Raw genomic sequence first — 22,565 nt, 5'->3', positions numbered from 1 at the left:
CGCACCAGATTCTCAGTAGGGCACAAAGCATGAGCGACGAGCGGCAGGGCCGTTCCAATGACGGCGGCAAGATTCTTTACTGCTCTTTCTGCGGCAAGAGCCAGCATGAAGTGCGCAAGCTGATTGCCGGCCCCAGCGTGTTCATCTGCGACGAATGCGTTGAGCTGTGCAACGACATCATCCGCGAAGAGCTGGAAGAAAAGGCGGCCACCGGTCGCACTCACCTTCCCAAGCCGCGCGAGATCATGGACGCACTCGACCAGTACGTGGTCGGCCAGACGCGCGCCAAGAAGGCGCTCTCCGTCGCGGTCTACAACCACTACAAGCGCATGGAGTCGCGCCAGAAGAACGATGACGTCGAGCTGGGCAAGTCCAACATCCTCCTGATCGGTCCCACCGGTTCGGGCAAGACGCTGCTGGCCGAAACGCTGGCGCGCCTCCTCAACGTCCCCTTCACCATCGCGGACGCCACCACGCTCACCGAGGCGGGCTACGTGGGTGAGGATGTCGAGAACATCATCCAGAAGCTGCTGCAGAAGTGCGACTACGACGTCGAGAAGGCGCAGAGCGGCATCGTCTACATCGACGAAATCGACAAGATCTCGCGCAAGAGCGAGAACCCGTCGATCACCCGCGACGTCTCCGGTGAAGGCGTCCAGCAGGCCCTTCTCAAGCTCATCGAGGGCACGCTGGCGTCGGTGCCGCCGCAGGGTGGGCGCAAGCACCCGCAGCAGGAGTTCCTGCAGGTCGATACGCGCAACATCCTCTTCATCTGCGGCGGGGCGTTCGCGGGGCTGGAGAAGGTCATCCAGCAGCGTTCCGAGACCACGGGCATCGGCTTCGGTGCCGAGGTCCGTTCGAAGGCGCGCACGGAAAACGTCGGCAAGCTGCTCGCCGACGTCGAGCCGGCCGATCTGGTCCGTTTCGGTCTCATTCCCGAGTTTGTCGGCCGTCTCCCGGTCGTCGCGACGCTCGACGAACTGGACGAGGCCGCGCTGGTCCAGATTCTCACCGAGCCCAAGAACGCGGTCACCAAGCAGTTCCGCAAGCTCTTCGAGATGGAAGGCGCCGAACTGGAATTCCGCCCGGAGGCCCTGTCCGCCATCGCTCGTCGCGCGCTCAAGCGCAAGACCGGCGCGCGCGGCCTGCGTACCATCCTCGAGCAAGTGCTGCTTGAAACCATGTTCGAGCTCCCGTCGCTGGAGCATGTGAGCAAGGTCGTGGTGGACGACGCGGTGATCGAAGGCCAGGCCGAGCCTTACCTGATCTATCGCGGCAACCTCCAGCAGCAGCGCATCGCGGGGGAGGGCGGCGACGCGGCCTGACGGCCCCGTTCCGCCGCCCCGGCGGCCCCGGCGTCGACAGGCGCCGGGGCCGTTTTCGTTTCGGGTCGGGCACTTGATCGGCCTCCACGAAACCACCACTTGACGTTCATGGCGGCTCCGGCGCAGTGTCGGGGCGAGCCCAACTTTTCGAGGGAAACCCCAAGCACATGGCGAAGAATCGCAGCCAAACCACGAGCGGCGCCGAGCTGGACCTGCTTCCGGTCCTGCCGTTGCGTGACGTCGTCGTCTATCCGCACATGGTCATTCCGCTGTTCGTCGGGCGCGACAAGTCCATGCGTGCGCTGGAGCGGGCGATGGAAGGCGAGCGGCAGATCCTGCTGGTCGCTCAGAAGAGCCCGGACATCGACGATCCGAGCGTCGCCGACCTCCACCAGGTGGGCACGTTGGCCGGCGTACTGCAGCTGCTGAAGCTCCCCGACGGCACCGTCAAGGTACTCGTCGAGGGCCAGTCGCGCGTGCACGTCGATTCTTTCGAGGACGAAGCGGGCATGATGAGCGGTCGCGCGCGCGTCATTGAACCGATCTACAGCAGTAACGAGCGCGAACTTGACGTCGTGTCGCGTTCGCTCGTGTCGCTGTTCGAACAACTGGTCAAGCAGAGCCGCAAGCTGCCGCCTGAAATCCTCGCCACGCTGTCGGGTATCGAAGATCCGTCGCGCCTGGCTGACTCCATTGCCGCGCACCTGTCGGTGCGCATGGCCGACAAGCAGAAGGTGCTCGAGACCGCCGACGTCGGCGATCGCCTTGAACTGCTCATCGGGCTCGTGGACGGCGAGATGGACCTCCAGCAGGTCGAGAAGCGCATCCGCGGCCGCGTGAAGTCGCAGATGGAGAAGAGCCAGCGCGAGTACTACCTCAACGAACAGATGAAGGCCATCCAGAAGGAACTGGGTGAAGGCGAAGAAGGCGCCAACGAGCTCGAAGATCTGCAGAAAAAGATCGAAGCGGCTGGCATGCCCAAGGCCGTGCTCGCGAAGGCCAAGCAGGAGTTCAACAAGCTCAAGCAGATGTCGCCGATGTCGGCCGAGGCCACCGTGGTGCGCAACTACCTCGATTGGGTGGTGGGCGTGCCGTGGAAGAAGCGCAGCAAGGTCCGCAAGGATCTCGCCCTCGCGCAGGAAACCCTCGATGCCGATCACTTCGGCCTCGAGAAGGTCAAGGAGCGCATCCTCGAGTACCTCGCCGTGCAGCAGCGCGTCGATCGCATGAAGGGCCCGATCCTGTGCCTCGTCGGTCCGCCGGGCGTGGGCAAGACGTCGCTGGGCCAGTCGATCGCGAAGGCGACCAACCGTAAGTTCGTCCGCATGAGTCTGGGCGGCGTGCGCGACGAGGCCGAGATCCGCGGACACCGCCGCACCTATATCGGTTCGATGCCGGGCCGCATCGTGCAGAACCTCAACAAGGTCGCCACGAAGAATCCGCTTTTCGTCCTCGACGAGATCGACAAGATGTCGATGGATTTCCGCGGCGATCCCTCGTCGGCTCTTCTCGAGGTGCTTGATCCCGAGCAGAACAACGCGTTCAACGACCACTATCTGGAGGTCGATCTCGATCTGTCCGAAGTGATGTGGATCGCCACGGCCAACTCGCTGAACATCCCCGGTCCGCTGCTCGACCGCATGGAAGTCATCCGCATTCCGGGCTACACGGAGGATGAAAAGCTCAACATCGCGCAGAAATATCTCCTGCCCAAGCAGCTGAAGGCCAATGGGCTGAAGGCCAATGAGCTGAGCGTGGCCGAGGACGCGCTGCGTGACATCGTTCGCTACTACACGCGCGAGTCGGGCGTGCGCAACCTCGAGCGCGAAGTCTCCAAGATCTGCCGCAAAGTGGTGAAAGAGCTCGCGCTCGGCACGGTGCCGGCCAATGCGAAGGCGAAGGTCAAGAAAATCCCCGCCAAAGCCGCCAAGCCGGGCAAGGCGCTCGCCCCGGGTCAGGTGCGCGTGGATGCGTCCAACCTCGACCACTACCTCGGTGTGCGCCGTTTCGACTTCGGTCGTGCGGAGCAGCAGAACGAAGTGGGCCTGGTGACGGGCCTGGCGTGGACCCAGGTCGGCGGCGACCTGCTCAGCATCGAAGCCTCGGTGGTGCCGGGCAAGGGACGTCTGGTCCATACCGGACAGCTGGGCGATGTCATGAAGGAGTCGATCCAGGCGGCGTTGAGCGTGGTGCGCGCGCGGGCGGATCGCTTCGGCATCGAACCCGATTTCCACGAGAAACTCGACATCCACATCCACGTGCCGGAGGGCGCCACGCCAAAGGACGGACCGAGTGCCGGCATCGCCATGTGCACGGCGCTGGTGTCGTCGCTCACCAAGGTGCCTGTGCGCTCGGAGGTGGCGATGACCGGCGAGATCACCCTGCGTGGCCGTGTGCTGCCCATCGGTGGTCTCAAGGAGAAACTGCTCGCGGCGCATCGCGGTGGTATCACCACGGTGATCATTCCGGAAGAAAACCGGAAAGACCTCGCCGACCTGCCGGAAAACATCACATCGTCGCTGGACATCCATCCTGTGAAGTGGATCGACGAGGTGCTCGACCTTGCGCTCGAGCGAGCGTTGGGCCCGAAGAAGCCGGGTGGTGGCGAAGGCGTGGCGGTGCCGCGCGCGAAGGGCAAGGGTAAGGCGAAAGAGTCGCCGTCCGTCACCCATTAATTGCCATTTCATCGTTTCCGTTCGCGAACAAGGGCGCACTCCGGTACGCCCTTTTCGTTTTCGTGGTGCTGATTCGTCAACGCGCAATAATCCCATTCGTCCGCGTGCGCAAGTCTCTTCAGCCCATGCATATGTGCTGAAAGCCTTGGTATTGCTTGTATTGCGGTGGGGGGGAGGGCGCTGGTATAAAGGCGGCACCGCAATCACCCGATGCCGCAACGGCACGATCGATCGCGGGGTCGATTCCCAGGTCACCTGGCTCCAACGACCTAGCCTTTTTCCTCCAGGATCGCCGTCCGGCGGTTCGAATCACCTTTAGGAGTTACGTAATGAATAAATCCGAACTGATCGCCGCCATCGCCGAGAAGTCCGAGCTGTCGAAGGCCGATGCCGGTCGCGCGCTCGAAGGCCTGATCGAAGCGGTGAAGGAAGCCCTGAAGAAGGGTGACGACGTCGCCGTCGTCGGGTTCGGCACGTTCAAGGTGCGTAGCCGCGCCGCCCGTACGGGTCGCAACCCGCGCACGAACGAAGAGATCAAGATCCCCGCGTCGAAGGTGCCTGCGTTCACCGCTGGCAAGGCGCTGAAGGATCACGTAAACTAACCGGTCTGACCGTTAGGGGTGCTTAGCTCAGCGGTAGAGCGTCGCCTTTACACGGCGCTGGTCGGGGGTTCGATCCCCTCAGCACCCACCAACGGAACGTGGAGTGGTAGTTCAGTCGGTTAGAATGCTGGCCTGTCACGCCGGAGGTCGCGGGTTCGAGTCCCGTCCACTCCGCCATTCGTCCGCAAAGGCGCCCGCGTGGCGCCTTTGCTTTATCTAACGTCGGTTAGGATTTGCCGGCGCAACCGTTGCGAGTCGCATCATGCTGCAAGCCCTGCGTAACAAGATCCACGGCTGGCCCGCCGCCATCGTCCTCGGCGTCAGCGTGTTCGCCGTCGCCTTCTTCGGCATCGAGTCGTACTTCGTCTCGCGCGTCGACACCTACGTGGCGAAGGTTGGCGATCACGAAATCTCGCAGCAGGACTGGCAAAGCCGCCTCAACGATCTTCGCCAGCAGTTTTCGCAGGACCCTAACTCGCCGTACAAGCCGGCCGACCTGGAAACACCCGCGTTCAAGCAGCGCGTGCTCGATGGCATGATCAACCAGGCGCTGCTCCAGCAGGCCAATACCGACCTCAAGCTCACGGTCTCCAACCTTGACGTGCGCCAGGCGATCGGCAGCGATCCCGGTTTCCAGGTCAATGGTCAGTTCAGTCCCGAAGCCTACCGCGCCATCCTCAACATGCAGGGCATGACGCCGGCGATGTACGAGGCCAAGATCCGCGCGTCGCTGGCCACGCAGTTGCTGCCGCAGGCGATCGCCGCCACGACGATCGTCAGCGATGCCGATGTCGACGCGTTCTTCCGCCTGCGCCTGCAGAAGCGCGACCTCCGCCTCGTCGAGCTGCCGCGTCCGTCGCTGACCGACACCAACGTGTCGGACGCCGATATCAACGCGTTCTACCAGTCGCACCTTGTCGACTACACCACGCCGGAACAGGTGTCGGTCGATTACCTCGAAGTGAAGCAGGCCGACCTCAAGGCCACCGCGCCCACCGACGATCAGCTTCGCGAGTACTACGCCCAGAACAAGCAGCGTTACGCGCAGCCCGAGCAGCGCGAGGCGTCGCACATCCTCATCGAGGTGCCGAAGAATGCCACGCCGGCGCAGCAAAAGGCCGCGCTCGACAAGGCCAAGAAGATCGCCGCCGAAGCCACGCCGGAAAACTTCGCCAAGCTCGCCGCGGACAACTCCGACGATCTCGGTTCCAAGCGTAGCGGTGGTGACCTCGGCTGGCTGGAGAAGGGCGTTGCCAACGCCGCGTTCGACACCGCGCTGTTTGGCATGAAAAAGGGCGAGATCACCAAGGAGCCGGTGCTGTCGCCGGACGAGGGCTATCACATCATCTGGTTGCGCGACGCCCGCGAAGGCGACGCCAAGCCGTTCGAGCAGGTGCGTGCGCAGCTGGCCGAAGACTGGTCGAAGAACGAGGGCGACCGTCTTTATAACGAACGCGCGGGCAAGCTCGCCGATCTCGCCGAGCGCAACCCGGGTTCGCTCGAACCCGTCGCCAAAGAGTTGGGCCTGTCGATCCAGACGTCGCCGCTGTTCGGTCGCCAGGGTGGTGAAGGCGTCACGGCCGACCCCAAGTTTGTGCAGGCTGCTTTCGCCGATGACGTCGTCAACCAGGGCAACAATTCGTCGCTGGTGCAGATCGGCAAGGGCGATGCGATCGTCATGCACCTCAACAAGCACAACGCCGCCGCGCCGAAGGCGCTTGCCGACGTGAAGGACGCGATCCGCCAGCGCATTCTCGACGAACGCGTCGACGCCATGGCGAAGAAGCAGGCCGACGACATCGCGGCGCAGCTCACGAAGGGCGGCGACGTGGCGACGATCGCCAAGGCGCCGGTGCGCACGCTCAACGCGCTCGAGCGCGACAAGCTCGCCAGCATGAAGGATGTCGCTCCGGACGTGCTCATGAAGGCGTTCAGCCTGCCGCACCCGGTCGATGGCAAGCCGACGTGGACGGTCGTCCGCACGGGTAACGGCGCGTACGACCTCGTGGCGGTCGACAAGGTCACCGAGGGCGATCCGTCCAAGGTCGACAAGGCCGAGCGGGACGGGATCCGTGGCCAGATGATGGACGCAATGGCCAATGCCGCCACCCTCGACTACATCAAGGCGCTGCGGGCCAAGACCGAGGTCAAGATCGCTCAGGACCGCATGTAAGGGTTCGCCGCTGCCGCGGATCCCCGGGCCCCTCCCATGGAGGGGCTCTTTTTTTGGTTCATCGCGGAAGTGCGGGGACTATCCCAGCGATCGACCTTGTGGCCCGGTGGATGGTTGATCCCGCGAGCCGTGGCGCTGTGGTGACTTTTTAGCGCCAGAGCGCGTTGCACCTGGGCGTTTGGCAGCACCGAAGGCTCGGGCCTCACCGTCCGAGCCGACGGCAAGGCCTGCATCCTTGCGGCATCCCCGCACTTCCGCGATGAACCTTTTTTTGTGCCGCCCTGGCGCACCATGCGGAAGCGCATGGACCACCCCGCCGATTACAATGGCCGCCTTGACGCGTCAAAGGAACCCTCCGTGATCATTCAACCCAAGGTCCGCGGCTTCATCTGCACCACCGCCCATCCGACCGGCTGCGCGAAAAACGTCCAAGAGCAGATCGACATCACCCGGGCCAGCGGCGCGTTCGCCAGCGGCCCTAAAAACGTGCTGGTGATCGGCGCGTCCACCGGTTACGGCCTCGCCTCACGCATCACCGCCGCTTTCGGTCACGGTGCCGCCACCCTGGGCGTGTTCTTCGAAAAGCCCTCCAGCGAAGCGAAGACGGGTACCGCCGGTTGGTACAACGCGCATGCCTTCGACCGCCTCGCCCGTGAGAAGGGCTTGTTCGCGAAGTCGATCAACGGCGACGCGTTCGCCAACGAAACGCGCGCCAAGGCGATCGACATCATCCGCAACGAGATGGGCGGCAAGGTCGATCTCGTCGTCTATTCGCTCGCTTCGCCCGTGCGAAAGCTGCCGGAGGGCACCCGCATGGGTGAGCCCGGCACCCTCGTGCGTTCGGCGCTGAAGACCATGGGTGAGACGTTCACGGCATCCTCGGTGGACACCAACAAGGACCAGGTGGTGCAGGCTACCGTCGAGCCGGCGAACGAGCAGGAGGTGAAGGACACGGTTACCGTCATGGGCGGCGAAGACTGGGCGATGTGGATCGACGCCCTGGCCGAGGCCGGTGTGCTGGCCGACGGGGCCACCACCATCGCCTACAGCTACGTCGGCACGTCGATCACCTGGCCGATCTACTGGCACGGCACCCTGGGCCAGGCCAAGCAACACGTGGACCGCACCGCCGTCGAGTTGCGTGAGCGCCACGCGAGCCGCGGCCTGCGCTCCTACGTGGGCGTGATGAAGTCGGTGGTCACCCAGGCCAGCTCGGCCATTCCCGTGATTCCGCTCTACGTATCGATGGTCTTCAAGATCATGAAGGCCAAGGGCATCCACGAGGGCACGATCGAACAGATCAACCGCCTGTTCCACGACCGTCTCTATCGCGCCGATGGCGCGGCTCCCGAAACCGACGCCGAAGGGCGCGTGCGCCTGGACGACTGGGAGCTGCGCGACGACGTGCAGGGCGAATGCAAGGCGCTGTGGCCGAACGTCACCACCGACAACCTGTGGACCGACACCGACTACGCCGGCTACAAGCACGATTTCATCAAGCTGTTCGGCTTTGAAGTCGACGGCGTGGATTACGCGGCGGACGTGAGCGCCGACGTGCAGTGGGACGTGGTGCAGCTCTAAGCCGCGTCATCGCGTGCAGGGGCGGCGGTCGTGATCGACGTCGTTCCCGCGCGAGCGAGCCGCCGTCAGCGCGACGCCGTCAGCTTCAGCACCTGGCCAGGCTTCACGGATTTCGACGACAGGTCGTTCCACTTGACGAGCTCTTCGACGCTTACCTGATGCAGGCGAGCGATCGACCACAGCGATTCGCCGCTGTTGACCTTATGGATCACCACCTCGGGCGCGCTGGACGTCGCAGGCTTTTTCGTCGACGCGACGGCCTTCTTGTTGGCTTTCGACGCGCTGCGCTTCGGGGTCGTTTCCGCCGGCGCGTCATCGTCCGCGGAGGTATCCGTCGACACATCGGCCACGTTGTCGACCGGTGCAACCGGACCGAGCTTGTATTGATCGGCGGCGCTCTTGGGCAGCAGCAGCGTCGACGTGACCGTACCCTTGGTGTTGCGATACGCGGGATTGAAATCGCGCAGGTCGTTCATCGACAGCCCCGACTGCTTTGCCGCCTGGGCGAGCGACTGGGGATTGGACACCTGCACGACCTGCAACGCGCCGTCGTTGTCCTGGCGGGGTAGCTGCACGTTGAAGCGGCCGGGGTCGCGAACGATGCACGCGATGGCCATGAGCTTGACGAGGTGCTCCTTGGTATTGGCCTTCATCGGCACGTCGGGCAGGCCGTCGTCGTCCGACGGGCCACCGTGCTTGTCGATGGTGCGCTTGAGCCCGAACTCGCCCGCGTTGTAAGCCACGTCGACCAGACGCCAGTCGCCGAGGTCGTCGTAATAGCGACGCATCATCGACATCACCGAGTCGGTGGACTTGGTGATGTCCAGGCGCTCGTCGTAGTTCTTTTCCACGCGCAGACCGAGGGTGCGTGCGGTTTCCGGCATGATCTGCCACATGCCCGCCGGGCGGTTCTTCTTGCCGGGCACGTGGCGATACTGGCTTTCGACCCAGGGCAGCAGCGCGAACTCGCCGGCCACGCCGTGTTGCATCGCCGACTTGTGCGCGTAGACGATGAGCGGCAGCACCTCGTTGACCTGCTGCTCGAACCGGTTCGGCATCTTCGTGTAGGTGCGTGCCCACGCGGTGACCTGCGGGTCGGCGGAGCAGCCCGGCATGCCGAAGCTGTCGCGCATGCTCGCCCAGAAATCCGCCGGCGGTGCCGGCCGGATCATCTTCGGCACGACCGCGACATCGTTCACCACGGGCGGCGGCGTGGGCGTGGCCGGTGCTGGCACGGGGCGCGTAGGCGCGCCGGCACAGGCAGTGAGGATCAACGGGAGTAGGGCCGGCAGCAGCCGTCGTGTGGGAGCGATCATGCGTTGAAGGTGTCCTTGGCCTGTCGCAACGCGGCGAAACGCTGCGTACGCGTGGCGTCTTCCATGCCTTGCGCCGTCACCCAGCGGGCGATCGCCTCGCTGTCCACGCGCAGGAAGGGATTGGTGGCGTATTCGTCGGCGAGGCGGCTGGGCACGCTGGGGCGGCCTTCCTCGCGCAGGCGCGCCACCTCGTCACGACGGAGGCGCAAGGGGCCGTTGTCCGGATCGACGCTCAGCGCGAAACGGACGTTGGCCGCGGTGTACTCGTGCGCGCAGCAGACCAGCGTGTCACCGGGCAGGTCCGCGAAACGATCCAGCGAGGCGAGCATCTGCTCCGGCGTGCCTTCGAAAAGCCGGCCGCAGCCCACGCTGAAAAGCGTGTCGCCGCAAAACAGGAAGCCTTCGCCGACATAGGCCACGTGCGAGCGCGTGTGCCCGGGCACGGCGATCACGCGGAAGCGTGCTTTCGGCGACTCCAGTTCGAAGACGTCGCCGTCTTCCACGAAACGGTTCTTCGGCTGGATACGCGGGTCGTCGGTCGCGTAGACCTCGACATCGTGGCGGGCCACGAGATCGGAGACGCCCCCGATGTGGTCGGCGTGGTGGTGCGTGAGCAGGATGGCGCGCAGCGTCCAACCGCGCTCGGCCAGCGCGGCTTCGACGGGGGTGGCGTCACCGGGATCCACGACGAAGGCATTGCCCTCGTCATCGGCGACCAGCCAGATGTAGTTGTCGCTCAAGGCCGCGACGGGTACCCAGTGCATCGGGCCGGCTCCGTGACGTCATAGGGCGCGAACACCCAGGGAATGGCCGCCGGAAAGGGCGGGCCGCCGGACTATATCAACGGGGTATCGGCGTCTTGTTAGAAGCCCGTTAACCGTGCGGAGCCCGTTCAACGTGACTACACTCCCCCCATGCCCCAGTTCGCCCCGGACATCTACGCCTCTCCGCAGATCGGCAAGCTGCTTGCCGACGAAGCCCGCGTGCTCGGTCCGATGCTGGCCCGTTGCACCGCCGACCACGGCCTGCACCTGACCGCCGCGGCACAGGCGGGGGTGCCCGCGCTGCCCCTGCTGGGGCACTGGGCCACGGTGAGGGTGGGTGGAGCGTCCCTGGCCGGCGACGTGCGCGCGAGCGGCCTGGAGCCCCTCCCGTTCGTCGACGACGCCTTCGGGGTGGTGCTGCTCCGGCACGCCCTGGAAACCACGGCTCGTCAGGACAACCTGCTCGACGAAGCCATCCGCGTGCTTGCGCCGGGCGGCATGCTGGCGATTACCGGCATCCATCCCGTGGGCCTGTGGTCGCCGTGGGTCGCCCGGCACAGCCGGGGCACGCGGCCCCGGCTCACCTGGCCGTGGTGGTGGAGCCAGCGGCTCGTGCGCGACGATTTCGAGCTGGCCATGCCCAGGCGCGTAGGCAGCCCCTGGCCTCGGGCGAGCGGCGTGCCCTTCGGCGAATCGATGATCGGTGGGGGATACCTCCTGCTGGCGCGCAAAAAACGTCCCGCGGCGGTACCCTTGCGCCCCCGCCTGGTGGCGGTGCCGTCGCCGATGTCCGGCACGCTTGCTTCCGGCGCCCGCCGCAACGCCCGTCAAACCCTCTAGCTCTAGCCGAACCCGTACATGACCGACACCGTTGAACTCTTCACCGACGGCGCCTGCCTCGGCAATCCCGGCCCGGGAGGCTGGGCCGCGCTGCTGCGCGCCAAGGGCATCGAGAAGATGCTTTCCGGCGGCGAGCCGGACACCACCAACAACCGCATGGAGCTCATGGCCGCCATCGCGGGCCTCGAAGCGCTCACGCGACGCTGCAGCGTCCACCTGATGACCGATTCCAAATACGTCATGCAAGGCGTGCAGGAGTGGGTGCCCAAGTGGCGGCGCAACGGCTGGATGACGGCCGACAAGAAGCCCGTGAAGAACCAGGACCTCTGGGTGCGCCTGGACGCGGCCGCGGCGGCGCACACGGTGACCTGGGAGTGGGTGAAGGGCCATAGCGGCCACGACGAAAACGAGCGCGTGGACACGGCCGCGCGCGACCAGGCGTTGATCTACAAGGCGAAGGGCAAGGTGGCATGAGGCAGGTCGTTCTCGATACGGAAACCACGGGCCTGGAGGTCCAGCAGGGCCACCGCCTGGTGGAAATCGGTGCGGTCGAGATGATCGGCCGGCGTCCCACGGGGCGGCATTTCCACACCTACCTCAATCCCGAGCGTGCCATCGACGAGGAAGCGAGCAAGGTCACTGGCATCCGCGACGAAGACCTGGTCGACAAACCGTTCTTCCGCGACAAGGTCGAGGAGTTCCTGGCTTTCATCAAGGGCGCCGAACTCATCATCCATAACGCGGCGTTCGACGTGGGCTTCCTCGACGCCGAGTTGCGCATGGCCGGCGCGCAGTACGGCCGCGTCGCCGACCACGCCAGCGTGCTCGATACGCTCGTGATGGCGCGCACGATGTATCCCGGCCAGCGCAACAGCCTCGATGCGCTGTGCAAGCGCCTGGGCGTGGACAACACCAAGCGCGACCTGCACGGTGGCCTGCTCGACGCGCAGCTTCTGGCCGATGTCTATATCGCGATGACGTCGGGCCAGGTCGGCCTCGACTTCGTTTTCGATCCCGGCGCCGACCGCGCGGCGTCCAGTCATCTGGACGACATCGTGATCACCCGCCGCCCGATCGTGCTTCGCGCCACGGCCGACGAACGGGCCCTGCACGACAAGCGTCTGGACGCGCTCGACAAGGCCGCGGGCGGCCAGAGCGTCTGGCGCAAGCTGGAATCGGACACCCTGCACTGAGTCGTGCGCGGTGTCGGCGGCTGGCTCAGTCGGCGGCGCGCAGCAGGATGGCGGTGACGTTGTCGCGCCCCGCGCCGGACAACGCCTGGAGGATGAGATGATCCACGGCTTCCTGCGCGGCGATGTCCGAGCGTGACACGATCGCGGCGATGCGGGCGTCGTCCACCTCGTCGGTGAGGCCGTCGGTGCAGAGTAGCAGGCGGGCCCCGGCGCGCAGTTCGCCCCGGGCGAGCCCGATGTGCAACTGGTCGGGCAGGGTGATGCCGAGCGCCTGGGTCAGCAGGCTCCGCTGCGGGTGGTTGCGCGCCTGGGCTTCGGTCAGCTCGCCGGCCTCGACCAGGGCTTCCACGATAGAGTGATCGTGCGAGAGCCGCTCCAGTGTGCCGTCCCAGCGGTAGATCCGGCTGTCACCGACCCAGGCCGCTTCGTAGCTGCGTCCCTCCACACGGACAGCCGCGATGGTCGTGCCCATCGGCCGCGACTCGCTGAGCCCACTCGATCGCGCGATCAGCGCCTCGTTGACCCGCTGGATGGCATCGACCAGCGACTGGCCCGCACTGACCTGGGCCACCACGCCGTCGCGCGCCGTGGCCGACGCCACCTCGCCATGCCGATGCCCACCCATGCCGTCGACCACCAGGAACAGCCCCAGCGACGCGTCGGCGTAGTAGGTATCTTCATTGCGCAGCCGGCGAAGCCCGGTATGCGTGCCGTGTCCGAACTCGATCATGAGGGCCTTGGAAAACGAAAGGGCCGGGCGCCGAAACGCCCCGCATGCCGGGGCAGGATGCCCCATCAAACGCCTGTTGTCACGGCGCGGAAGACCGATTATGATTGCCGACTCGACAGGGCCCCAATCCTGTTGACGACCGTTCCCGGAGAGGTGGCAGAGTGGTCGAATGTACCTGACTCGAAATCAGGCGTACGTGTAAGCGTACCGTGGGTTCGAATCCCACCCTCTCCGCCATATACATTGACTTACGAGGCCCCGCCACCGTGCGGGGCCTCGTTTTTCTGCCATCCCGTAAAACTCCCCGTAAGAGTCGATGCGTTTCAAACGCCGCCGGGCGTGGTCGTTCGTGGAAGGCTGAGGTCGTAGACGTCCATCATGGCGTCGCTCTTGTGGCCGCTGCTCTCGCGCTTTTCCGCCCGCGTGCCCTTGGTATCCGTGATGCCCTTGCGCTTAGCGTCGTGCATGCCAAAGCGCTGCTCCGGCGCGATTGCCCCCTTCTCGATGCAGTGCTTCATCAACGTCTGCCAGATCGTGCTGAGCGCCCGGCGCGTGACAGGCTTGCCGTGCACGTTCACGAGCACCAGGCGGTCGATCGCCTGCATCGGCACAGGCATCCGGCGCTTCGCCCAGATCGCATTCCGCTGGCGGATAGCCTCGTCCCACGCCGCTCGCAACCGTGGCGACCAGAGGATCAGGGTGTCGCGAGAACCCTTGCGGCGATTGGTTTGCACACCCTCGTCGCTGGCGTGGGCGTCAGTCAGCGTGATCGCCTCAATCCCACGAAGCCGCAGCAAGAACGCAAGTTCGAGGGCAATCCAGACATAGTGGGGGAAGTGGGCTTGAGCTTCCGCGCGCACAGCGGCGAAGGCCACCTCGGCCGGTAGCCGGCGCTGCCGGCGCTCGACGGCCTGCTCCACGCCCGCGGCGGGATTCTTGCCGCAGTGCCCACGCGTCACGCCCCAATTCAGCACCCGGCGAAGGTAGCGGAGCAGATGGTTGGCTTTCGAGGGGTGCTCGCCGCCGATCTTGTCCACCAGGCGCTGCACGAAGGGTGTCGTCAGATCCACGACGCGCAGCGACCCCAGCGGCCCCCGCTTTGTCTGGTAGGTGCGAACGATCTTGAGCTGCGCCTCATAGTCCTCGCGCGTCTTGGCGGCGAGCGCCTTGAACTTCGACGTCTCGTGGAAAAGCTCACACAGCCACAGCAGCGTGCCGCGCTCGACGCCCGCGAACTCCTCCAGGATGCGGTGCAGGTCCGACAGGCGCACTTCCGGTCCAGCGAGCTTCCGCCGCTTCCGCTTCCCATCCTCCACCAGCACCGTGAACCAATGGCGATCGGTGCGCGACCAGTAGGCCCCCTTGGGGATGCTCGACTGATCGATGTGGGCGGGGATGGTCTTGTCGATGAGTCGTGGCCGGCCCATGCGCTTCACACGTCGTCCGGCCCCAGTGGCCGCTCCGCTTCGCTGTTCGCCGGAGCCAGGCCTGCCGCTGCGTTGATCAGATCGATGGTCGTCCACGGCTTCCCGCCCTTGCCCAAGTGGTAGCGGATGCCCTGGGCGTCGAACGACCGACGGAGATCCGCCAGCCGGTCATACCCAGTGAGCTCTAAGAGCTCGTCCGCCTTCAGGCAGCCATTAAGCATCGACCCCTCCCGCTCGCTCAACATTCGATTCGCCATGGGCCGCATGCCGGGTCACGCGACGAAACTCCACTACCTACACCCACGAGTTGTCGGCCGCGAAGGTGCCCGGGTCGGCGTTGCTGTCCCAGATGTCAGCGAATTGCTGGCAGGTCGACCACGGCGTCGTGCTCGCGTAGGGCAGTCTGCACGCCCTCGGCGATGGCCTGTTCGGCCGTGAGCTGCTGGATCCGCTCCACGCGGACGCGCGTCACCTCAAGCCAGATGCGGGCGGCCACTTCGGCATGCTGGCGGCGGAGCGTGGGCGTGGCGGCCGATCTCCGTCCTCCGAATAGCGGGCATCCCACTCGTCCGCCAGTTCGCACGATGGCGCAGCCACCATCCGCTCTTCGTTGTCGGCCTTAAAGATCACCGTGACCATCGGCTTTTCGGAATCGGGGGCGTGGTCGTAGCCCGGAACCCAAGCCTCCTTTACATACAGCCGATCACCGGCAACGTAGGGCGCACGGAGCCCGCTGGTCATTTCCACGCTGCCAGCGATGTGGAACAGGCTCCCGTTGGAAAAGGCACGCCCCTGGCTGAAGTTCGGATTGACGCCGGGAATCCCGGGGATGTCTTTCACGACCAGGCGCATACGGTCTTGCGGCCTTCGAGGATGGCGCGCACCATCGGGGCACTGAATAGGATGGGAGTTCACGCATGGATAAGCCTCACGGCAAGTACAACGTTCGGGTGACCGTCTTAGAGGGCTTCCAGACGTCGGCTGGAAAATGGGTGGGGCACTGGGAGGTGTTCGATACCGAGCTAGGCCCCGATGCGCTGGCGATAGGCAGTGGCGAAACTACGCCTGCGGCGACGTTCGAACTGGCGAGCAATATTGGTTTTGCAGAGGGATTGCTGTTTGCCGAACGCCGTGAGGGGCGTGGCGAGGTCACTAACTACCGCGATTTCGACTGAATTGGATGCCATCGGCGCACAGAAAAGGATTAGGGGTCACGCATGGGAAGAGTTCTTCGCTGGTTCCGTATGCACGGCAGTCTCATCGTTTCGTTTGCGGTGGGAATTATCGTAGGAGTGCTTATTCGGTATCCGGCCGGATGGGTTCTGCCCGATAGCTCCGCGAATATTGTTGGCGCTGCGGCCGGCTCCGTGCTTTCAGTGGGCGGAGCGTTCATAGTTCTTCGTAGCCAGCTCGACGCTGCATCTGCGGCCAAGGAAGTCAGCCGGCTCGACGCTCTCAAGCATTTCGCCGACGTGGTGGTTGCGAGCCTCATCGACACGCGCAACTTTCTGACGAAGTTTCCTGGTTTTGGGTACGGCGACGTCTACTCGATGGCAGAAAGGCTTCATGCCTCGCTTCGCGCTGCGCAACTCGAGGTTGATTCTTTTAGTAACCATCAGTTCGAACTTGGACTTGAAGGAACCAGGGTATTTAGATTGGTGAGAACTGATTTCGAGGCGATTCTGATCAGATTGGCGGCAATTAGAGGCAATGCTGCACTCGCTGCGCAAAACGACGATGCTAGGGCTGAATGTCATCGGCACTATCAGGGACTGACGTTGACGCATAATCGAATTACGAACGCGCTGGCCAAAGGCACGGGTGATCGCGCATATCTCGACTTGCTAGCACCTGAGCCCATAGACGCTTAGGTCGGTTCGCACGTAGCACCAAGACACCTTCAGCCACTGCCAACCTCCCCATCCCCCGCCGTGCGGGTATCCGCCATTCGGTCTTCAATCGCTTTTCGGTGTTGCCGGTTCCACTCGGCCAGAGCGTCCAAGGCGGGAAGCGTCACAACCCAGCGACTGTCATCGAACCTGACCGCAGCGCCTAAACTCTGGAGCTTCTTCCAGTCTTACTCGGTTGCTTTTTTCTCCGTGGCAGGCTGAATGTGGCTAGAGTCAAGGAGTCAAATTTGCGCGCCTTGATCTTAGCCACGGGGCACCTCCGGCGCGGCGGCGAGCAAATAACGCAGTGCCAGTTTCTGGCTGTCAAGCGACAGTCCGATTTCGTCAACGGGAAGATCGTGCAGGGAGAACAGCTTGAGCCGCTGATCGTCCGAAAGTTCGCGGAAAAACAATAACTCGACCTTGGGCCACCGCTTTGTTACCACCGCCCCGGCGCTGGGCGAGGCGAGGGTGGCGGCTTCCAGCACGCGCAGCACATCATGGATCGTTTCCAGGTCTTCGCCGTAGACCTTCTACTCGCGCACGAGTGCATGCGCTGCGCGTAAGAGGATTGCCCTCACATCACCGTCATGGAATGACAGCGCATCATTCGGCAACGTCACGATCGGGTGGCCTGCGAAGCTGGCCCCCTACATGCCTGCCCTACTCTTAGACGTGCCTTTCAAGGCCAGCCTCGATGGGTTCACCGTACTGCTCGACGGTGTCCCCCACGCGTTCGTGACCCGGCTCGATGCCATGACGTTTGCCATGGAACATGCCCGCGCTCATGTTCGACAGGGTGGGGAGGCCTACGTCAGCGTTGAGGGCGCTGATGGCATCTGGCGGCTGTTCAAGCCTGATCTGACCGCGCCGTTGACCTCATAGGCCTCGGCGGCAAGCGAAGGTCCGAGGCAACGTTCGCCTTTCCCTCCATGTTCTTTAAGGGCGAAGGCCTGTCTCCCATCCGAAGGCGATGCGCTCCACCCCGATTTGGCGCCCGCTCCGGCGCGTCGAGATCGCGGTGGGAGCCGCGTATGGGTCCGACCCGGCAAAGGTCATCTCACTACTGGAAACAGCGGCATCCCTGACCGCTGGCGTCGCAGCGGACCCCAAACCATCGGCACAGTTCGCAGGGTATGGCTCGAGTGATCTCCAGTTCGTTCTGCGAGCTTGGACGCCCGACCTCGACACATGGGGCAACGTGAAGAGCGACTTGCTGGCCCAGACGCTTTCGGCGCTCAACTAGGCCGGCGTGATCATCCCCTTTCCGCAGGTCGAGGTGAGCCTGCGACCGCCCGTCGGGCCCACCGGCGGGCTAGCCAACGGCCCCGTGACGTCGCAGGCATGACGAAGAGGGGATGGCTCCAACGGCGCGACACCGATCCACGCGCCTCACCGCGATCCATTTCCCTAGTGCGATGCATCCAAGGCCATAGGCGGCGGGCGTCGTCGGAAAAGACCGATCACAGGGTCACCTCCACTTTGGCCCACAGCGTCCGGCCAGGCTCGTTGACTCGCGTGGTGTTCACGTAACCGACCAAACCGGCGGTGGCCGCGTTGACGTGTTCCGCGTAGGTCTTGTTGAGCAGGTTGTCCACACCCGCACTTAGCGTCATGGTCTTGGAGAAGCGGTAGCCGCCATTGAGCGAGAACACGCCGAACCCGCCCGTGGGACCGAGATCCTGTCCGACGATGTTGCCGTCGCCCACGGCTACGTGGTGCTGCGAGTGAACCACGCGCCACAGGGCGCCGGCGGACCATGCCCCGGTGTCGTACGTCAGCCCAAAGCGGGCTTCCAACGGGGGCATCTGTGGCAGCGGGCGGTGATCCGTTCGGTTCTCGCCCCAGGCATAGGCCAGGGTGCCGTCCACCTTCCAGTGATCGGTCAAGGCAAACACCGCGCCCGCCTCGCCGCCCGCCGTGCGGGCACTGACGTTACGAGCGGCTCCCGTGGCCATCGCATTCAGACCGTAACGGATCAGGATGAAATCGTTGACGACGCCCGTGTAGGCCGACACCCACGCCTTGAGGCGATCGGTTCGATATTGGAAGCCGATGTCCAACTGGGTCGTTTTTTCCGGAGCAACACGGCGAAAGCCGTCCACGTCCCCGGCCACGTGGCCGCCGAACAACTCCCAATAATCGGGGAAGCGCTCGACATGGCCCACACCGGCATAGAACGTGCCCGGCATCGCTGCCAGGTCGTGCTCGTAGCGCACAAAACCCGAAGGCAGCCAGTTGGACCGGCTCGCGGCGGTGGTCGCCGACGCACCCATGCCCATGCCCATGTCCATCCCGCCCACGTCCATGTCGCCCATCCCCATCCCGCTGTCATCCGAGGCGAGGGTGTAGCCGCGCGCATGCGCTCGATCCGCTCGGCCGCCGGTGATCAGCCGTGACGTAGCGTCGAGTCGCCAGGTGGCCTCGGCGAACGTGCCAATCGTGCTCATTCGGGCATCACGGTCCCGCGGCAGGTCGCGGTAGTACCCCATCATGCTGCCGGGCGGTCCCCCGTTGCGCACCGTGTGCGTGTTGGTCGAGCCGTCCACGCCGGCGACGACCGTGACGACGTCCGGCCAGTCCATCGTGACCGCGGCCCGCCCACCATGGGTGCGTCGGGCCACATCGCTGGCCATGGCCATGGGCATCATCGACGCGGGGTCGGGATCGCGCAGGGTGTAGTTGTCCATCACGTGGTCGGCGTAGTTCGTGTAGACCTGAGCCTCCAGTTGGGTGACGTGCTCGGAGAGGTTCTTGATCTCGACCTTCAGCCCGGCGCTCTCGCGCAGGAACTGGGCACCATCCATGCTGGAAAACGCATAGGCGGCCTTGCCGTCACCCCGGCCGGCGGTCAGTTCCACGCGGGTGTCGTCGGTCGGCGTCCAGCCCACCGTGGCATCGGCGTTCCAGCGGTCGTAATACGAGCGCACGCGGTCGCCGTTGCCGTCTTCGTAGTCCTGGGAATGGGTGTGGTTGGCGCTGATGCCGAGGTAGCCCTGCGAGGTGCCCCCGCGGAGATCCACCATCTGGTCGTTCCGGCCCCAGGAGCCACCCAGCACGCTGGCGTTGAGGCCGACGGTCGGCTCGGTGTAACGGACGAACTCGCGATCAAACAGCACCGTGCCGGCCGAGTTGCCCGGCCCGTAGAGCACGGTCTCGGGTCCCTTGATCACCGTGACCTTGTCGTAGAGCTGGGGCGAGATGTAAGACGTCGGCGGGTCCATGCGGGAAGGACAACCGCCGCCGATCTGGCCACCGTCCACCAGGATGTTGAGGCGCGACCCCGCCATGCCGCGCAGCACGGGATCGCCATTGGTACCGCCCTTTCGGATGGTCGAGAAGCCCGGGATGGACTTGAGGAAGTCGGCGCCGTCGCTCGCGGGCACGGGCTGGCGGGGAGCCTTCGGATCGGTGACCACGGTGAGCGGGCTGGTTTCCATCGGGGCGGTGACCACGATGGGTGTGAGGTGGTCGGTGGACGGCGGGTCACTGGCATACGCCAAGGCCGGGCAGGCGAGGGCGATGAACACGGGCAGCGGACGGCGGGCCCACCGGTTGAGGCGAGCGGGCGCGCACGGACGCGTCGCGCGGGAGTGCGAGAGCATGGGAAAATCCTAATTCGGAGGGAGAACGACCGCTTCGGCGGTCGGCGCAGGTCGAATCAGGCGAGCGGCGGCCCTCGGGGCGCGGCATCGAGCAGGGGGACGGCAACGGTGAGGCGTTGGGGCACTGCCTCGGGCGTAACCTCCGGCCCGAGTGCCGGGGGACGCATGACAACGACGGGGACCGTCGGCAGCCCAGGGTGGTGGGCCATGAACGCGCAGTAGCCGCACGCATCCATGGGCGCGGTGCCATGGTCCGGGGGCATGGGCTGGCCTTCATGGACCCTTCCCATGTGACCCTCGCACCCGCCACTGACCAGGGCGGCGGGTGGCCGGAGGACCTGGGAAACGACCGGCACGAACGCTGCCAGGCCCATCGCCACGAAGGCGAGCCAGGCAAACGCGCGCAGCGATGGTCGAAGTCGTCGAAACATGGGTCCCTGGAGCCACGGGTGGTCGAGTCGCGTGCGCATGGTGCCCCCGCGGCCGGCGGCGGGCGCTGTGGCACGTTGCCGCGCCGGGATGCATGACCCTCCGCCCACTATGCCATGATCTGGACCCAGGTCCAGACTTTGGGGTGAGTGAGGGTGAGGCGGGTGCGCACACGCAGGCCGACGGTGATCCTGGCCTGGCTGGCCCTGGGGCTGGCCTTGGTCGTGCCCGTGGGCTCCCGCTTCCATCAGGCATGGGCCGGGTTACCGAGCCTCGGCGCCTGGTGCGTGGGCCACACGGGTCACCCGCCGCCCACCGCCTCGGTGGACGCCTGCGCCTATTGCGTCTGGCTGGCGCAGAGCCCGTGGCTGGGTGCCTCCGTCGCATGGCTCTGGCTGGCCGGCGTCTTGCCGGCCGTCACCCAAGGCACGACGCGACTCTCAAGGTTCGGGCCATCGCCGTGGGCGATCCGGCAGGGACGCGGGCCACCGGTGATGTGATCCAGTGGGGGCGGCCCCGCTGCCCCACGGAACCCCGCCAGCGCGGGGTACGGGCCCTCGGCCCTCGATCGCATGGGTGACTTATGAGCGTTTCCACGTCGCGCGGCGCGACCTACCGCATGATCTGGCGGTGGCATTTCTACGCGGGGCTGTTTTGCTTGCCGTTTATCGTGTGGCTGTCCTTGACCGGGATGATTTACCTGTTCAAACCCCAGATTGAACCGTTCCTGGAGCGGTCCTACGCTTAAGTGGCCCATGGCCCCGCCCAGGCCCCCTTCGTCCAGGTGGCCGCCGCGCTCGCAGCGGTGCCGGGTGGAGTACTCAACGCGTATGAACTGCCGGCGACGCCCGACCAGGCTACCCGCATCTTGATCGGCAAAGGGCCAAAGGTCATCCGCGTGTTCGTGGACCCTTCGACGGCCCAGGTGCTCCATGTCGTGGACGAAAACGATCGCTTCATGCGGGTGATTTTCTATCTCCACGGCGAACTTCTGTCGGGAACGCCTGGCTCCATGCTGGTGGAACTCGCCGCCTCCTGGACGATCGTGATGCTGCTGACGGGCCTCTACCTGTGGTGGCCTCGGGGCGGGCGCCTTCGCGGCGTCATCTTCCCCCGGCTGGCGGCCGGAGGCCGTGTGTTCTGGCGGGATCTGCATGCCGTGACCGGCTTCTGGGTGTCCCTGATGGCGCTGACGCTTTTGGTCTCGGGCCTGCCCTGGTCCAAGTCGTGGGGCGGGATGCTGAAGACGGTGCGGCAGACCTACGCGCAGACGGTCGTGGCGCAGGACTGGACGACCGGCAGCGCTGCCGAGCGGCAGACCAATCGGGCCGCCAACACCCCGGTGGCCGACGAGCACGCCCACATGGCGGGCATGGGGGCGATGGCCGACACGGGCAGGGTGGACCCCGACGCTTACAGCCCGCTGGACCGACTGGTGCCGGTCGTGGCGCGGTTCGGCTGGCCGGCGCCCGTGCTGATCAGCCCACCGTCGACACTGTCACCGGGATGGTCGGCCCGGACCGATACCCAAAACAGGCCCCGACGGGTCGAAGCCCGGCTGGATCCGGCCAGCGGAGCCATCGTCTCCCAGGTGCGCTTTGCCGACCGGCCGTTTCTGGATCGGCTGATCGGCTACGGCGTCGCGATCCATGAGGGCCAACTGTTTGCCCCGCTCAACCAGGTGCTGGGCGTCGTGACTGCTTTGGGCCTGTTGACGATGGCCGTGAGTTCGGTGGTGCTGTGGTGGCGGCGCCGTCCGGCGGGCACGTTGGGCGCTCCACCGGCGCACGCCTCGGCACGTCACCCAGCGGTGATCATCGCCCTGGTATGCGTGTTGGGGGTGCTGTTGCCCTTGCTTGGCATCACTCTTGTGCTGGTCCTGATCGTCGAACGGGGCGTGCTTCGCCGGTTCCCGCTCGCACAGCATGTGCTGGGCCTGAGCGTCCCTTCGAGTGAAAACACTAACGTGACAAGCGCGCGATGACGATCCCACGGATCGCCACGGTGGCGTTTGAT

Annotated in this window: 23 protein-coding genes, 3 tRNA genes and 1 pseudogene; 17 read left to right on the top strand and 10 right to left on the bottom strand. The window is 65.2% G+C overall.

What is annotated here, in order from left to right; translation table 11 throughout:
- Positions 1-29 precede the first annotated feature (29 nt).
- From clpX to fabV, 7 genes are all read left to right on the top strand, one after another.
- On the top strand, positions 30-1,325 hold the full coding sequence (gene clpX / locus PI246_RS06125; protein ID WP_320550419.1) for an ATP-dependent Clp protease ATP-binding subunit ClpX: 1,296 nt from the start codon (positions 30-32) through the stop codon (positions 1,323-1,325).
- Positions 1,326-1,492: 167 nt separating this feature from the next.
- Positions 1,493-4,000 (top strand): endopeptidase La, encoded by a 2,508-nt coding sequence (gene lon, locus PI246_RS06120; protein WP_320550418.1) that lies wholly within the window; start codon positions 1,493-1,495, stop codon positions 3,998-4,000.
- Positions 4,001-4,329: 329 nt separating this feature from the next.
- Positions 4,330-4,602 (top strand): HU family DNA-binding protein, encoded by a 273-nt coding sequence (locus PI246_RS06115; RefSeq protein ID WP_320550417.1) that lies wholly within the window; start codon positions 4,330-4,332, stop codon positions 4,600-4,602.
- 16 nt (positions 4,603-4,618) lie between these two features.
- Positions 4,619-4,693: transfer RNA gene (locus PI246_RS06110), tRNA-Val, on the top strand.
- A gap of 9 nt (positions 4,694-4,702) precedes the next feature.
- A tRNA-Asp gene (locus PI246_RS06105) sits at positions 4,703-4,779 on the top strand.
- Positions 4,780-4,864: 85 nt separating this feature from the next.
- Complete coding sequence (locus PI246_RS06100; protein WP_320550416.1) at positions 4,865-6,775, top strand: SurA N-terminal domain-containing protein; 1,911 nt, start codon at positions 4,865-4,867, stop codon at positions 6,773-6,775.
- Between the two features lie 357 nt (positions 6,776-7,132).
- The gene (gene fabV / locus PI246_RS06095) at positions 7,133-8,356 is read left to right on the top strand and encodes an enoyl-ACP reductase FabV (protein WP_320550415.1); all 1,224 of its coding nucleotides are present in this window, start codon (positions 7,133-7,135) and stop codon (positions 8,354-8,356) included.
- Positions 8,357-8,421: 65 nt separating this feature from the next.
- Here the strand turns inward: fabV and PI246_RS06090 are convergent, their stop codons facing one another.
- On the bottom strand, positions 8,422-9,672 hold the full coding sequence (locus tag PI246_RS06090; protein ID WP_320550414.1) for a transglycosylase SLT domain-containing protein: 1,251 nt from the start codon (positions 9,670-9,672) through the stop codon (positions 8,422-8,424).
- Positions 9,669-10,436 (bottom strand): hydroxyacylglutathione hydrolase, encoded by a 768-nt coding sequence (gene gloB / locus PI246_RS06085; protein ID WP_320550413.1) that lies wholly within the window; start codon positions 10,434-10,436, stop codon positions 9,669-9,671. Before gloB ends, PI246_RS06090 begins: the two co-directional genes overlap by 4 nt.
- A 150-nt stretch (positions 10,437-10,586) precedes the next feature.
- Between gloB and PI246_RS06080 the strand changes: the two genes are divergently transcribed.
- Genes PI246_RS06080 through dnaQ form a run of 3 tightly spaced genes read left to right on the top strand, consistent with a single transcriptional unit; the run spans position 10,587 to position 12,469 of the window.
- Positions 10,587-11,276, top strand: a complete 690-nt coding sequence (locus PI246_RS06080) for a methyltransferase domain-containing protein (protein ID WP_320550412.1) — start codon at positions 10,587-10,589, stop codon at positions 11,274-11,276.
- A gap of 18 nt (positions 11,277-11,294) precedes the next feature.
- On the top strand, positions 11,295-11,750 hold the full coding sequence (gene rnhA, locus PI246_RS06075; protein WP_320550411.1) for a ribonuclease HI: 456 nt from the start codon (positions 11,295-11,297) through the stop codon (positions 11,748-11,750).
- Positions 11,747-12,469 carry a DNA polymerase III subunit epsilon gene (dnaQ, locus tag PI246_RS06070; RefSeq protein ID WP_320550410.1) on the top strand — a complete coding sequence of 241 codons (723 nt, stop codon included), beginning with the start codon at positions 11,747-11,749 and terminating at the stop codon, positions 12,467-12,469. The genes rnhA and dnaQ overlap by 4 nt, the downstream gene beginning before the upstream one ends.
- Before the next feature lie 25 nt (positions 12,470-12,494).
- Here dnaQ and PI246_RS06065 read toward each other — a convergent pair whose 3' ends face one another.
- Positions 12,495-13,199 (bottom strand): PP2C family protein-serine/threonine phosphatase, encoded by a 705-nt coding sequence (locus PI246_RS06065; protein ID WP_320550409.1) that lies wholly within the window; start codon positions 13,197-13,199, stop codon positions 12,495-12,497.
- A 147-nt stretch (positions 13,200-13,346) separates the two neighbouring features.
- On the opposite strand from PI246_RS06065, the gene PI246_RS06060 reads away from it, so the two are divergent.
- Positions 13,347-13,436: transfer RNA gene (locus tag PI246_RS06060), tRNA-Ser, on the top strand.
- Between the two features lie 86 nt (positions 13,437-13,522).
- Here the strand turns inward: PI246_RS06060 and PI246_RS06055 are convergent.
- The 4 genes from PI246_RS06055 to PI246_RS06040 form a co-directional block, all read right to left on the bottom strand.
- Positions 13,523-14,635, bottom strand: a complete 1,113-nt coding sequence (locus PI246_RS06055; protein WP_320550408.1) for a site-specific integrase — start codon at positions 14,633-14,635, stop codon at positions 13,523-13,525.
- Positions 14,632-14,847, bottom strand: a complete 216-nt coding sequence (locus PI246_RS06050) for a DUF4224 domain-containing protein (protein WP_320550407.1) — start codon at positions 14,845-14,847, stop codon at positions 14,632-14,634. The genes PI246_RS06055 and PI246_RS06050 overlap by 4 nt, the downstream gene beginning before the upstream one ends.
- A gap of 131 nt (positions 14,848-14,978) precedes the next feature.
- Complete coding sequence (locus PI246_RS06045) at positions 14,979-15,122, bottom strand: hypothetical protein (RefSeq protein WP_320550406.1); 144 nt, start codon at positions 15,120-15,122, stop codon at positions 14,979-14,981.
- A complete protein-coding gene (locus PI246_RS06040) occupies positions 15,095-15,478 on the bottom strand; it encodes a hypothetical protein (RefSeq protein ID WP_320550405.1) in 384 nt (127 codons plus the stop codon). The genes PI246_RS06045 and PI246_RS06040 overlap by 28 nt, the downstream gene beginning before the upstream one ends.
- A 65-nt stretch (positions 15,479-15,543) precedes the next feature.
- On the opposite strand from PI246_RS06040, the gene PI246_RS06035 reads away from it, so the two are divergent.
- Both PI246_RS06035 and PI246_RS06030 read left to right on the top strand, forming a co-directional pair.
- Positions 15,544-15,801 (top strand): hypothetical protein, encoded by a 258-nt coding sequence (locus tag PI246_RS06035; protein WP_320550404.1) that lies wholly within the window; start codon positions 15,544-15,546, stop codon positions 15,799-15,801.
- Positions 15,802-15,843: 42 nt separating this feature from the next.
- Positions 15,844-16,497 carry a hypothetical protein gene (locus tag PI246_RS06030; RefSeq protein ID WP_320550403.1) on the top strand — a complete coding sequence of 218 codons (654 nt, stop codon included), beginning with the start codon at positions 15,844-15,846 and terminating at the stop codon, positions 16,495-16,497.
- Positions 16,498-16,778: 281 nt separating this feature from the next.
- Here PI246_RS06030 and PI246_RS06025 read toward each other — a convergent pair whose 3' ends face one another.
- A complete protein-coding gene (locus PI246_RS06025; protein ID WP_320550402.1) occupies positions 16,779-17,012 on the bottom strand; it encodes a hypothetical protein in 234 nt (77 codons plus the stop codon).
- Positions 17,013-17,169: 157 nt separating this feature from the next.
- Between PI246_RS06025 and PI246_RS06020 the strand changes: the two genes are divergently transcribed.
- Complete coding sequence (locus tag PI246_RS06020; protein ID WP_320550401.1) at positions 17,170-17,400, top strand: hypothetical protein; 231 nt, start codon at positions 17,170-17,172, stop codon at positions 17,398-17,400.
- A gap of 88 nt (positions 17,401-17,488) precedes the next feature.
- Entirely contained in the window at positions 17,489-17,761 is a 273-nt protein-coding gene (locus PI246_RS18470) for a hypothetical protein (RefSeq protein WP_369335407.1), read from the top strand.
- A gap of 217 nt (positions 17,762-17,978) precedes the next feature.
- Here PI246_RS18470 and PI246_RS06015 read toward each other — a convergent pair whose 3' ends face one another.
- Entirely contained in the window at positions 17,979-20,120 is a 2,142-nt protein-coding gene (locus tag PI246_RS06015) for a TonB-dependent copper receptor (RefSeq protein ID WP_320550400.1), read from the bottom strand.
- A gap of 56 nt (positions 20,121-20,176) precedes the next feature.
- Entirely contained in the window at positions 20,177-20,551 is a 375-nt protein-coding gene (locus PI246_RS18465; RefSeq protein ID WP_369335406.1) for a DUF2946 domain-containing protein, read from the bottom strand.
- Positions 20,552-20,713: 162 nt separating this feature from the next.
- Between PI246_RS18465 and PI246_RS06010 the strand changes: the two genes are divergently transcribed.
- Positions 20,714-21,049, top strand: coding sequence for a hypothetical protein (locus tag PI246_RS06010; protein WP_320550399.1), 336 nt, complete (start codon positions 20,714-20,716; stop codon positions 21,047-21,049).
- Between the two features lie 83 nt (positions 21,050-21,132).
- Positions 21,133-22,533, top strand: a pseudogene (locus PI246_RS06005) (PepSY-associated TM helix domain-containing protein).
- Positions 22,534-22,565 lie beyond the last annotated feature (32 nt).

It is taken from the genome of Luteibacter sahnii, assembly GCF_034063545.1.
GTDB classification, from domain to species: domain Bacteria; phylum Pseudomonadota; class Gammaproteobacteria; order Xanthomonadales; family Rhodanobacteraceae; genus Luteibacter; species Luteibacter sahnii.
The sequence above is the reverse complement of the archived record's forward strand: the minus strand, read 5'-3'. Positions and strand labels throughout refer to the sequence as shown.